At 72.8% G+C, this 12,804-nt stretch carries 9 protein-coding genes; 5 read left to right on the forward strand and 4 right to left on the reverse strand.

From position 1 onward, the window contains the following. Positions 1–2: 2 nt before the first annotated feature. Positions 3–1,157, reverse strand: a complete 1,155-nt coding sequence (locus HH311_RS17630) for an acyl-CoA dehydrogenase family protein (RefSeq protein WP_169184994.1) — start codon at positions 1,155–1,157, stop codon at positions 3–5. Positions 1,158–1,267: 110 nt separating this feature from the next. Here HH311_RS17630 and HH311_RS17635 point away from each other — a divergent pair, with 110 nt between their 5' ends. From HH311_RS17635 to HH311_RS17645, 3 genes are read left to right on the forward strand one after another with little or no spacing between them, the layout of a single operon-like run. Beyond that, positions 1,268–2,857: an aldehyde dehydrogenase family protein gene (locus HH311_RS17635; protein ID WP_169184995.1), complete on the forward strand. Its 1,590-nt coding sequence runs from the start codon at positions 1,268–1,270 to the stop codon at positions 2,855–2,857. Beyond that, positions 2,854–5,226 (forward strand): CaiB/BaiF CoA-transferase family protein, encoded by a 2,373-nt coding sequence (locus tag HH311_RS17640; protein WP_169184996.1) that lies wholly within the window; start codon positions 2,854–2,856, stop codon positions 5,224–5,226. The genes HH311_RS17635 and HH311_RS17640 overlap by 4 nt, the downstream gene beginning before the upstream one ends. A 20-nt stretch (positions 5,227–5,246) precedes the next feature. Further along, positions 5,247–6,488 carry a cytochrome P450 gene (locus HH311_RS17645; RefSeq protein WP_169184997.1) on the forward strand — a complete coding sequence of 414 codons (1,242 nt, stop codon included), beginning with the start codon at positions 5,247–5,249 and terminating at the stop codon, positions 6,486–6,488. A gap of 87 nt (positions 6,489–6,575) precedes the next feature. Here the strand turns inward: HH311_RS17645 and HH311_RS17650 are convergent, their stop codons facing one another. After that, complete coding sequence (locus HH311_RS17650) at positions 6,576–8,063, reverse strand: acetyl-CoA acetyltransferase (RefSeq protein WP_312030215.1); 1,488 nt, start codon at positions 8,061–8,063, stop codon at positions 6,576–6,578. Positions 8,064–8,122: 59 nt separating this feature from the next. Between HH311_RS17650 and HH311_RS17655 the strand changes: the two genes are divergently transcribed. Continuing rightward, entirely contained in the window at positions 8,123–8,758 is a 636-nt protein-coding gene (locus HH311_RS17655; protein ID WP_312030216.1) for a TetR family transcriptional regulator, read from the forward strand. Positions 8,759–8,982: 224 nt separating this feature from the next. Next, positions 8,983–10,512: a class I adenylate-forming enzyme family protein gene (locus HH311_RS17660; protein ID WP_169184999.1), complete on the forward strand. Its 1,530-nt coding sequence runs from the start codon at positions 8,983–8,985 to the stop codon at positions 10,510–10,512. A gap of 69 nt (positions 10,513–10,581) precedes the next feature. On the opposite strand, the gene HH311_RS17665 is transcribed toward HH311_RS17660, so the two are convergent. Together HH311_RS17665 and HH311_RS17670 are read right to left on the reverse strand one after the other, a co-directional pair. Continuing rightward, the gene (locus HH311_RS17665) at positions 10,582–11,574 is read right to left on the reverse strand and encodes a hypothetical protein (RefSeq protein ID WP_169185000.1); all 993 of its coding nucleotides are present in this window, start codon (positions 11,572–11,574) and stop codon (positions 10,582–10,584) included. Between the two features lie 37 nt (positions 11,575–11,611). Beyond that, positions 11,612–12,799 carry an aromatic ring-hydroxylating dioxygenase subunit alpha gene (locus HH311_RS17670; protein WP_169185001.1) on the reverse strand — a complete coding sequence of 396 codons (1,188 nt, stop codon included), beginning with the start codon at positions 12,797–12,799 and terminating at the stop codon, positions 11,612–11,614. Between the last annotated feature and the right edge of the window lie 5 nt (positions 12,800–12,804).

Consider the following 12,804-nt stretch of genomic DNA (forward strand, 5'->3'; position numbering starts at 1 on the left):
ACTCAGCGCGCGCGGGTCAGGTCCCGGGCGACGATCTCCTTCATCACCTCGTTGGAGCCGCCGTAGATGCGCTGGACGCGGGCGTCGCGGAAGGCACGCGCGACGGCGTACTCGTTCATGTAGCCGTAGCCACCGTGCAGCTGCACCCCGGCGTCCACCACCTGCCACTGCATCTCGGTGGCCCACCACTTGGCCTTCGCCGCGTCGACGGCGGTCAGCGTGCCCGCGTTGAGCTCCCGGACGCAGCGGTCGAAGTAGGCGCGGGAGACCTCGACCTTCATCCGGAGCTCGGCGACGGTGTGCGAGACCGTCTGCAGCGCGGACAGCGGCTTGCCGAAGGCCTCGCGCGCCGTGACGTGCTCCAGCGTCCACTCGAGGATGGCCTCGGCGGTGGTCTGCGCGGACATCGCGATGCCGAGGCGCTCCCGGGGCAGGTTCGCCATGAGGGACTGCAGCCCGGTGCCGACCTCGCCGAGCCGCTGGGTGTCGGGCACCCGGACGCCGTCGAAGAAGAGCTCGGCCGTGTCCTGGGCGGCCAGCCCGACCTTGTCCAGCTTGCGCCCCCGCCGGAACCCCTCGGTGCCGGTCTCCACGACGAACAGGGTGAAGCCGCGGCTCCCGGCCTCGGGGTCGGTCTGGGCCACGACGACGACCAGGTCGGCCAGGATGCCGTTGGTGATGAAGGTCTTCGACCCGTCGATGACCCACTCGTCGCCGTCGCGCCGGGCCGAGGTGCGGATCCCCCGCAGGTCGCTGCCCGCGCCGGGCTCGGTCATCGCGATCGCGCCGATCGTCTCGCCCGTCACGAAGCCGGGCAGCCAGCGCGCCTTCTGCTCCTCGGTCGCCATCCCGAGCAGGTAGCCCAGCACGATGTCGTCGTTGGTCGCGAAGCCGCTCTGCAGGGAGGCGGCGCCGACCGCGACGATCTCGGTGCACGCGGCGACCCGGAAGCGGAAGTCGTCCACCCCGGGGCCGCCGTACTCCTCGGGCACCTGGAGGCCGAGCAGCCCCTGCTTCCCGGCCGCGGCCCAGACGTCACGGTCGACGAGGCGCTGCTCCTCCCACCGCTCGAGGTTCGGCTCCACCTCGCGCCGAACGAACTCGCGGGCCACCTCGCGGTAGTCCTCGTGGTCCTGCTCGAACAGGTCGCTCTCCATCGGACCAGCATGGCGAACGGCGTTGCCAAAAACAAATAGATTTAGATAATGTCCCCACGGGCTCCGGTCGCGCCGGGTGTCCGGGCCGCCATCACCGGGGAGGGTGGATCGTGACGACCAGGGATCCGGGGCTCGCGAGCCCCCCGCACGGCCCCGCGACGGCGACCGTACCCCCGCCGACCGACGGCTCCGTCCTCGAGATCCGCTGCCCCGCGGACGGCTCGGTCGCCGGCAGCGTCGCGGTCGACACCCCCGCCGACGTGGCCGCCGCCGCGGCGCGGCTGCGCGCGGCCCAGCCCGCCTGGGAGGCGCTGGGACCGAAGGGCCGCGCGAAGCACGTGCTGCGGTGGCTGGACTGGATCCTGGACAACCAGGAACGCCTGGTCCGGCTCGCGCAGGAGGAGTCCGGCAAGTCGTGGGGCGACGCGTCGTTCGAGACGCTCGTCGCCACCGAGGTGATCAACTACTACACGAAGCACGCGGAAGCGTTCCTCGCGCCGCGCAGCGCGCGCCCGCACGGGCCCGCGTCGCTCACGAAGAAGCTCGTGGCGCAGCCCCGGCCCCACCAGCTCGTCGGGATCATCACGCCCTGGAACGGGCCGATCGGCACCCAGGCGATGGACGCCATCCCGGCGCTGATCGCCGGCGCGGCGGTGCTCTCGAAGCCCTCCGAGGTCACCCCGCTGTCCTGGACCGAGCTCACCCGGGCCTGGCACGAGGAGATCGGCGCCCCGCCCGTGCTGGAGACCGTCAACGGCCGCGGCGAGACCGGCGCCGCCGTCGTCGACGAGGTCGACATGGTCGCGTTCACCGGCTCCACCGCGACGGGTCGCAGGATCGCCGCCCGCGCCGGGGAGCGGCTCATCCCCGCGAGCCTCGAGCTCGGCGGCAAGGACCCGATGATCGTCCTCGCCGACGCCGACCTCGACCGCGCGGTCGGCGCCGCCGTCTGGGGCGGGATGCACAACGCCGGCCAGGCCTGCATCTCGGTCGAGCGCGTGTACGTCGAGGCCTCGGTGCACGACGAGTTCGTCGCCAAGCTGGTCGAGAAGGTGGCCGCGCTGCGCGTCGGCAAGGACGCCCCCGCGTCCTACGAGACCGACATCGGGGCGATGGCCACCCCGGCCCAGCTCGACATCGTCGAGCGCCACGTCCAGGACGCCCTCGCCAGGGGCGCCCGTGTGCTCACGGGCGGCCGCCGACGCGACGACGGACTGTTCTACGAGCCGACCGTCCTGGTCGACGTCGACCACTCCATGGCCTGCATGCGCGAGGAGACCTTCGGCCCGACGCTGCCCGTCATGAGGGTGGACGACGCCGAGGCCGCGCTGCGGCTGGCGAACGACTCGCCCTACGGCCTGTCCTCCAGCCTGTGGACGAAGGACGCCGACCGGGCACAGACGATCGCCCGCCGCATCGAGTCGGGCTCGGTGAACATCAACAACGCGCTCATGAGCGCCTTCCAGTTCCCGCTGCCGATGGGCGGCTGGAAGTCCTCCGGGGTCGGGTCCCGCTTCGGGGGCGCGTCCGGCCTCCTCAAGTACTGCCGCCAGCAGGCGGTGGTCTCCGAGCGGATCGCCCTGCCCGGCGAGCCCCACTGGTACCCCTACGTGGCGGCGAAGAGCCTCCTGCAGGCCAAGGCGTTCCGGTTCCTCGGCGCGCACGACTGGCGGCGGCGGCTCGGCCGGACGCCCCGGTGAGCGCGCGGCGGGAGCTCCCCGGCCCGCTCGACGGCCTGCGCGTCCTCGACCTCGGCGGCGCCGTGGGCGGGGTCGCGACGCGGACCCTGGCCGAGCTGGGCGCCGACGTCGTCGTGGTCGAGGAGCCCGGTGACCACGACGCCGGGCCTGCCCGCGTCACGCGGGCGGTCCGGCACGCGGGCAAGCGCTCCGTCACCGTCGCGGACGCCGAGGACCTGCTGCGCCTCGTCGCCGGCGCCGACCTCCTGGTGCACCCCTTCACCCCCGAGGAGCTCGCCGGGCGCGGCCTCGCGGCCGAGGTCCTGCACGCGCGGCAGCCCGGGCTCGTCGTCGTCGGCGTGACCGACTTCGGCGCCACCGGGCCCCGTCGTGACTGGCGGGGCAGCGGCGACGTCCTCGCCGCCGTCGGGGGTGTCCTCGCCCGCTCCGGCCTGCCGGGCCGGGCGCCGCTGCTGCCGCCCGAGCAGCTCGTGGTCGAGTCGGCGGGGCTGCAGGCGGCGTGGTTCGCCCTCCTCGCACACCGCGCCGCGGTCACCAGCGGCCGCGGCGACGTCGTGGACTTCTCCGCCCTCGACGCGGTCGTGCACACCCTCGACCCGGCGTTCGGGATCAGCGGCAGCGCCCGCGGGGGGCTCGCGTCCTCGGAGAAGCACCGGGGCCGGCCCGACGTGCGCTACCTCTACCCGATCTTCCCGTGCGCGGACGGCTGGGTCCGCATCTGCATCCTCAGCCCGCGGCAGTGGCAGGGGATGTGGCGCTGGCTCGGCGAGCCCGAGGAGTTCGCCGACCCGGCCTACGGGCGGATGCGCGACCGCTTCCTCGCCCGCGACCGCATCTACCCGCTCATCGAGAAGCTCTTCTCGAGCCGCGACCGCGACCAGGTCGCCGCCGAGGGCGCCGAGTTCGGCGTGCCGGCGGCGGGGCTGCGCGAGCTCACCGAGGTCTCCGGGCTCGACCACACGATCGCCCGCGGCTCGCTGGTCCCGACGGAGATCGGGCCCGGCGAGGTCGTCGACCTGCCGGCCGGGATGCTCGAGGACGAGCACGGCCGGCTGGGCCCGTGGCGCGGCGTCCCGGGCCGGGGGGAGCACACCGCCGAGGTCGCGGCCGCGTGGTCGCCCCGGCCGGCGCGCCCCGCGCGGACCGCCCCGGACCGCCCGCTCGAGGGGATCCGGGTGCTCGACCTCGGCGTGATCGTCGCCGGGGCGGAGACCTCCCGGCTGCTCGCCGACCACGGCGCCGAGGTGATCCGGGTCGAGAGCAGCAGGTTCCCCGACGGCAGCCGGCAGTCCGTCGACGGCCGGTCGATGACCCCGAGCTTCGCCTGGGGCAACCGCACCAAGCGCAGCATCGGGCTCGACCTGCGCCGGCCCGAGGGCCGGGAGCTCTTCCTGCGCCTCGTGGCGGTCAGCGACGTCGTGGTGTCCAACTTCAAGCCCGGCACGATGGAGTCCCTCGGGCTCGACCACGCCACGCTGCGCGAGGCGAACCCGCGGATCGTCTCCGTGGACTCGAGCGCCTACGGCCGCTCCGGGCCGTGGTCGCGGCGCATGGGCTACGGCCCGCTGGTGCGGGCGAGCGCGGGCCTCTCGGGGCTGTGGCGCTACTCCGACGACGACGAGTCGTTCTCGGACGCCATGACGGTCTACCCGGACCACATCGCGGGCCGGGTGGCCGCCACCGCCGTGCTCGCCGCGCTGGAGCAGCGCGATCGCACGGGCCACGGCCGGCAGGTGTCGGTGTCGCAGTTCGAGCTGATCCTGCGCCACCTCGGGGAGCTGCTGGTCGACGCGCAGCTCGATCCGTCCTCGGTCGAGCCCGACGGCGACGACCCGCGCGGTGACGCCCCGCGCGGCGTCCTGGCGTGCGCCGGCGACGACGAGTGGTGCGTCGTGGACGTCCGTGGCGACGACGACTTCGCGGCGCTGGCGCGCACGATCGGCCGGGACGACTGGACCACCGATCCCCGCTTCGCCGACGCAGTGGGCCGGGTCGCCCACCGCCACGAGCTCCGTGAGGCGCTCGGGGCCTGGACGGCGACCCGCAGCCCGCTCGCGGTCGCCGAGACGCTGCAGGCGGCGGGGGTGGCGAGCGGGCCGATGCTCCGGGTCCCCGAGCTCCGCGAGGACCCCCAGCTCGCGGCCCGCGAGCTGTTCACCACCCAGCAGCAGGCCGGGATCGACGACCCCCTCCCCGCGCACGGCCGCGAGGCGGGTTCGCTGCTCGTCGCGCCGCCGCGGATCACCTCGGCCCCGTACCAGGGCGAGCACACCCGCGACGTGGTCACCGAGGTCCTCGGGACGACCGACGACGAGCTCGCCGACCTGCTCGCCGCGGGCGTGCTCGAGGAACGGGGCGACCACCACTGATCGGTGAGGAAAGGGAGGACATGGCCACCACGACCACGCTCGGCGAGGTCCCGGAGCACCTGGTCGTCGATTTCGACGTCTACGACCCGGAACTCACGATGCCGTTCGACCGGATGCAGGAGGAAGTGGCGCGACTCGCCGCCCTCGGGCCGGTGGTGTATTCGACCGCGCACGGCGGGCACTGGGTCGTCACGCACTACGACGAGGTCCACCGGATCCTCCGCGACCCGGTGACGTTCTCGAGCTACCCGAACAACCTCGTCGACGCGGGCGGGGGCAAGTTCCTCCCCATCGAGTACGACCCGCCGGAGCACACCGCCTACCGCAAGGCGCTGCAGCCGCTCTTCAACCCCTCGCGGATGCGTGCGCTCGAGGACCGGATCCGGGAGATCGTCAACGACCTCGTCGACGGCTTCGCCACCAAGGGCAGCGCGGAGTACGTCGCGGAGTTCGCCCACGAGCTCCCGGCCCGCGTCTTCCTCGCCCTCATGGGCTGGCCGATCGAGGACGCGCCGCTGTTCACCGAGGCGACCGACGTCGCCATGAACGGCAAGCCCACCGACACCACCCCCGAGGAGGCCGCGCAGTCCCGCACCGAGGCGGCCTACTCGATGTTCGAGTACTTCGGCCGGGTGATCGCGGCCCGGCGCTCCGGAGAGATCCGCGACGACATCACCGCCGAGATCATGGACTTCCGGCTCGAGCTGGACGACGAGACACGTCCGCCCACCGACGACGAGCTCTCGCGGATGTTCTTCCTGCTCCTCGTCGCGGGGCTCCACACCGTCCAGGGCTCGCTGGCCTGGGCGGTCGTCCACCTCGCGGCGCACCCCGAGCAGCGCGACCGGCTCGTCGCCGACCCGTCGCTCGTGCCCGGCGCGGTCGAGGAGATCCTCCGCGTCGAGGCCGCGGTGTCGGCCGGGCGGCGCGCCACCGCGGACATCGAGATCGGCGGGGTGACGATCCGCGGCGGCGACCAGCTCCTGCTCATGCTGTGCGGCGCCAACCGTGACGGGAGCGAGTTCCGCGACCCGGACGACGTGGACGTCCAGCGCTTCCCGAACCGCCACCTGTCCTTCGGGTCGGGTCCGCACCGCTGCCTCGGCTCCCACCTCGCGCGGGTCGAGCTGCGCATCGCGATCGAGGAGCTCAACCGGCGCATCCCGGACTACCGGCCGGACCCGGACGAGCCGCCCGTCGTGGTGCCCACCCAGATCCGGGGGTTCCGGAGCCTCCCGATCCGCTTCACGCCGTCGGCCTGACGTCCGTGTGCGTGCCCTATCGGCGTGCTGTATTCCCTCCGCGGCAGGGCACGGGGACGCACGCACACGGCGTCAGCCCAAGTCGAGTCAGCCCAGGTCGAGTCGAGAGCCCTCGCGCACCGCGACCTTCTCCCCCGCGACGTCCCGCTCCATGAGCGCGGTGAGCACGTCCGGGTCCTCGCTCACGGCCCAGGTGCGCGCCTCGTCGGGGGTCCGCACCGCGACGAAGGCCTGGTGCGGCCCCTCGCGCCCGTGCACGACGGTCCACGACTCCACCCGGCCCGGCCCGACGTGGTCCGGGGCGGCCGGCGTCGGGGCGGCCTCGCGCTCCACCTCGTCCTGCACGTCCTGCGACCGGAACCCCTCGGCGGGCGGCTCGGTGCCGTAGACGCCGATCGCGTGCTTGGTCAGGAACCCGCCGTTCGCGCTCACCAGCCCCGTCGCCGAGCCCTCCGCCCGCAGCCGGGCGACCATCGTGGCGATCGCGTGGCCGACGTAGTTGTTCCACGGCCCGCCGGCGAACGTGAGCCCGCCGGTCACGGTCAGCGGGAGCGCGTCGTCGTCCAGGGGCAGGCCGAGCTCGGCGGCCGCGACCTGCACCGCCGAGGGGAAGCAGGAGTACAGGTCGACCGCGGCCAGGTCGTCGATCCCGACGCCGGCCAGCTCGAGGGCTCGTCGACCGGCCACCCGGATGGCCGGCGAGCGGTGCAGGGCCGGACGCTCGGTCACCGCGTAGGTGTCGTGCGCCCGCGCCGCGGCGTGGGGGAACACCCACCGCTCGCGCGGGACCCCGAGCGAGCCCGCCACCTCCGCCGAGCACACCAGCAGCGCCGAGGCCTGGTCGACGTCGTTGTTGGAATTCATCAGCTTCGGATAGGGCCAGCCGACCCACCGGTTCCGCGGGCCCGGCGTGCGGATCGTCGCCGGGTCGAGCGCCTCGCGGGTCCAGGCGTGCGGGTTGCCGGCCGCCACGGTGCTGAACCGCGACCAGAGCGCCGCCGACCGGTCGAGCTGCTCGTCCACCGTCCGGCCGGCCGCGATGCGCAGGGCCTGCTCGAAGATCGGGTAGTGCTGGACGGGCATGACCAGCCCGACCGCCTTCTCCTGCTCGGAGGACAGGGGGACGTCCTCGCCGATCTCGGAGGGGAGGACGTGGTCGGCCTGGCGCGTCCAGTCCGGCCGCTCCCCGCGCTTCTTCGCCTTCATGCGGGTCCGCCAGGCCTCACCGCCGGCGACGAGGACGACGTCCGCGCGTCCCGCGGCGACGTCCCGCGCCGCCGACGTCACGAGCTCCTGCGGTTCGTTGCCGCCGACCCCGGTCAACAGCGTGTGGCGCGGGGCGGCGCCGAGGCGCTCCGCGAGCAGTCGCCCGGGGTCCTGGTAGCGCCACGAGAGCAGCGACACCACCCGCACCGAGTCCAGGCGCGCCAGCAGGGACCGTGCCGACGCGTCCTCGCCGGCCGCGCGGGCCGCCGCCGCCATGAGGTCCACGGGCTCGGGCGAGCTGCCGTCACCTCCCTCGACGCGCCCGTCGGCCTGACCGACGCCCACGATCACCGGAGTTCGCGGATCCACCCTGATCTCCCTCCCACAACCCGTGACGAGCAAACGACAGGTGAGGAATACTCGAACACGTGCCCCGCCCTTCGCAGCCGATCCTGAGTCGCGACTCCATCGTCGACGGAGCCCTGCGCATCATGGATCGCGACGGCTTCAACGGATTCAGTCTTCCTCGACTGGGGGACGAGCTCGGAGTCCGCACCCCGTCGCTCTACTACCATTTCCGCGATCGTGCCGAACTGCTCGCGGCGGTGGCTCGCGGAATTGTCCGGCAGACCGTCCTCCCCCCGATCCCCGACGAGGAGCGCTGGGAGGACTGGTTCGTCGAGCTGACGGTGAACTTCCGCCGGGCGGCGCTGGCACACCCCCGGGCCACGCCGGTCCTGCTCCAGTTCCTCCCACGTGACGTCATGACCGACCTCTACGAGAACGCCGCGGTCCTGCTGACCCGCTTCGGCGACCTGGAGCCCGGACGCCGCGTCCTGCTGCTCGACGGCCTCGAGAAGCTGACCATCGGCACGATCGTCGTCGAGGCAGCCCGTGAGCCCGGGGGCGGCGCCTTCGGTGGGGTCGATCCGGAGATCCATCCCCGGCTCGCCGAGGCGGCGGACGCCCAGCCCGAGGACGGCGAGGAATTCTTCCGGCAGGCCGTGGAGGCCTTCGTCCGCGGTGTGCGCACGGCGTCCGTCGCGGCCGCACCGCCGGCCTGACCGACGCGCGGCACGCCGGCCCCCGGGCTCACGGCGGGGCTCACGAGCATCGGGCACGCTTGTCACCTTAATCATATTGGTTTAGATTAAGCGAGCCGGGATCCCGGAGTCCGTGTCCGGCCCGATGTGCGCCACCTCCCGCGAGACGCGCCGCCGTCGAGCGTGCGCCGACGGGCCGTCCACGGACCGCACGGGGCACCACACCACGACGCGGAGGCTCGACGATGACCGGAACCGTGAACGACGCGCTGCGGTGGTGGGCCGCCACGGCCGGCGACCACCCGGCGCTCAACATGCGCGAGGACGTCGTCACCTATCGCGATCTGGAGAGCTGGACGACCCGGGTCGGGGAGCTGCTCCGCGGGCGGGGCGTCGCCCCGGGCGACCGCGTCGGCGTCATCGCCGGGAACTCGCTCGCCTACTGCACCGCCGTCCTCGCCGGCCTGCAGATCGGCGCCGTCGTGGCCCCCTTCAACAACCGCCTCGTGCGCTCCGAGCTGGCCGAGCTGGTCACCGACTGCGCGCCCACCGTGGTCGTGTGCGACGAGAAGCACCGGGACATGGTGGCCGGTGTCGCCGAGTCGACCCCGGACTTCTCGACGGTGCTGATCGAGGGCGACGTCGAGCCGCTGCGCGAGGGCGAGGACGTCCGCTCGGAGCCGCGGCCGGCCGAGCACGACGACGCCGCGATCATCGTCTACACCAGTGGGACGACCAGTGCCCCCAAGGGCGCCGTGTTCACCCACGGGACCATCGGCGGGATGATCCACGAGTGGTCGCTCATGGAGCCGACCTACGGCCGCGGCGGTGTGCGGCTGGCGATGGTCCTCCCCCTCGGGAGCGCGGCCGGTCTGCTCTGGGGCATCGTCAAGACCACCATGCACGGCGGCACCATGTTCCTGGAGCCGCGCTTCGACCCCCCCGAGGCCCTGCGGATCCTCTCCGAGCACCAGGTCGAGGTCCTCAACGGGCCGCCGATCATCTTCGAGCAGATCGCCGCGCAGCCCGGGTTCGCCGACGCCGACCTCACCCACCTGGAGGTGGCCGCCGTCGGCGGCGCCCGTGTCCCCGTGGAACTGCTCCACACCTGGCTCGAGAAGGGTGTGGTGCTGCGACAGATCTACGGCCTGACCGAGGGGGGCGGCAAGGTCACCATCAACTCGCGGGCGCAGGCCCTCGAGCACCCCGAGCAGTGCGGCAGCAGCTCGATCTTCAGCCGCATCCGGGTGGTGGACGACGAGGGCCGCGACTGCCCGCCGGGCGAGGTCGGCGAGATCCTCGTGCGCGGGCCCGGCGTCATCGCCGAGTACTGGCGCAACGAGGAGGCCACCAAGGCGGCGCTGGGCGACGGCTGGTTGCACACCGGTGACCTGGGCAAGCTCGACGAGGACGGCTACCTCACCTACGTCGACCGGCTCAAGGAACTGATCATCTCGGGCGGGCTCAACCTCTCGCCCTCCGAGGTGGAGAACGCGGTGTCGCGCTTCGAGGGCGTGGACGAGGTCGCGGTCATCAGCGCGTCCGACGTCAAGTTCGGTGAGACCCCGGCCGCGGTGGTCTACAGCTCGCGGACCGACCTCTCGGTCCCCGACCTGATCCGGCACTGCGGGGAACAGCTCGCCGACTTCAAGATCCCGCGCTACGTGATCGTGCGCTCCGAGCCCCTCCCCCGCATGGCGAGCGGCAAGATCGCGAAGCGTCAGCTGCGCGACGAGTACCCCGACATCCCGGACCACCACGAGAAGGTCCGCTGACGCGACCGCCGGAACGACGACGGGCCCCGTACCTCGCGGTACGGGGCCCGTCGTCGTCGGGGCGGCAGATCAGTGGATCTCGTAGCAGACGTCGGACTGCTCGTGCTCCAGGCTTGCGGTGAGCGCGGCCTTGGCGACGTCGATCTCCTCGGAGTCGACGTACACCGTGGCCGCCCAGGCCCCCCGGGCGTCGAGCGCGTGCAGCGCACCGACGAAGAGCTCCTCGAGCACCGCCGGGTCGGTCTCCTCGTCGGCGAGGAGCGCCCGGATCGGCAGCGTCCGGCGCCCGGCACCGTTCCGGCCGGGCTCGGTGGACAGCACCATCGCCGCGACCGCCTCGCCGCCCACCTCGGCCACCAGGGTGTGGTCGGGGTCGATCGAGCCACCCCCCGACTCGAACGAGCGCAGGTCGGTGACGGTCCACCGCCCGATGACGCGGTCCCGGCCGCGGCACCGCCGGGCGACCGCGTCGACGGCGGTCCGGTCGTCGGTGGTCATCGATCGCACGTGGGCGGTGGCGTCGGGTCCGCGCTCGGGAGGCAGCTCCGACGCGAGCTCGCCGTGGAACGGACGGGTCATCCGCCAGAGCCGGCGCACCGGGCGCGCCCCGAACCGGCGGGACATGCGCTCGGTGGCCGGATGGGCGCCGTGGGCCCACACGAGCAACGAGCGCGCCCCGGTGTCGTGCCACCCGGCCGGGCCGAAGAAGTCCAGCCCGAGCTGCTCGAACAGCAGGGTCGAGATGCCCAGCGACCGGTAGGACGGGTGGACGAGGTAGCCCACCTCGCCGCGGTCCCCGCTCACCTCGAGACGGAGGTATGCCACCAGCGGCAGCTCATCGTCGGCCCAGTCCTGCGCGAGTCCCTCCGAGCGTCCCGACGAGCGCGGGAGGAGCCGCACGACCACGTGCGCCGCGTGGTCGAGCGAGCTGCGGTCGAACTCCTCGGCGGTGACGCTCGAGAACCCCGCTTCGTCGTCCTCGGCGCGGGCGGCCTCGATCAGCGCCTGGACCCCGTCGCGGTCGACGCCCTCGAGCGTCTCCCGCCAGTGCACCCTCAGCACAGCCTGTCTCCCCTTCCCGCGGGGAGCACGCCCCGCGTCATCCGCGGGCCGCTTCACCCTCGGCGATCAGCCGGCGCTTCTCCCGGTGGAACAGCTGGTTCGCGACCTCGTTGCGGCCCAGCAGCATCCCGGCCGCGTCCGCACTGAACATCCCGCTCTGCGAGGAGCGCAGCAACGGGAAGTCCTCCTGGTGCAGCACCGCGAGGAGGATTTCCCAGTTCTTGTCCCAGAGCTTGGTCCACTTCGCTTCGTCGAGGTGGCTGTCCTCGACCTTGGGCACGATGAGCCGCATCTCCATCCGCGACTGCCCCGGGTCGGTGGGGTGCGGACGGAAGGTGAGCAGCTCGAAGTGGTCGGGCTGCTTGAGCAGCGTCGAGTTCGGCAGCAGGAAGTGCGTCTCGGTCACGTACTGGGACAGGTCGTGACCCGTCGAGTCCTCTTCGAGGAACCGATCGATGCTCTTGCGGGGCGCGATGAAGCGGCAGTGCCGCCCGTAGTCCTCGAACGTCATCACGTTCGTGTGGATGTGCTTCGCCGCGGTGTTCGGGTGGGCGTACTGGATGTGGTAGCCGTCCAGGAACGCGTCCTGCATCAGCTTCCAGTTCACCGGTTCGTCGAAGCCCTCGGCCCGCACGGCCACGTAGTCCGCCAGCGGGTACTCGGAGAGGATCTCGTCCATCTCCTCGCCGAGCCAGGACGCGACGTCGATCTCGGCGCCGGCGCGGTCGACGACCCAGATGAAGCCGTGCCGCTCCTCGGTGGGGAGCTCGACGAGACCTCGCTCGACCGAGTCGACCTCACCGAAGGTCTGCCCCTTCGTGATGGCGCGCAGACTGCCGTCGGTGTTGTAGGACCAGCGGTGGTACGGGCAGGAGAGGATGCGGCACTGGCCCCGCTCCTCCTCCTCCAACAGCGCGCCTCGGTGGCGGCAGAGGTTCACGAAGGTCTTCACCGAGCCGTCCTGCTGGCGGACGACGATGACCTTGTTGCGCGGCATCTGCAGCGTCAGGAAGTCGTTGGGTTTCGCGACCTCGGTGCTGTGCGCGACGATCGACGGCACGGTGCCGAAGATGTGGTCTCGCTCCTGCCGGGCGATCTCGGGATCGCGGTACTCCTCCGGGCCGAACGGACTGACCTCGTCGACCTCGTCGGTCGTCCCGTCCCGCAGGTGATCCAGGGCCCGCAGGATGCGGTCCTGACGCGAGCGGCGCTCCACCGTGGTCATCGGTC

The organism is Actinomycetospora sp. TBRC 11914 (assembly GCF_012933465.1).
Lineage (GTDB): Bacteria > Actinomycetota > Actinomycetes > Mycobacteriales > Pseudonocardiaceae > Actinomycetospora.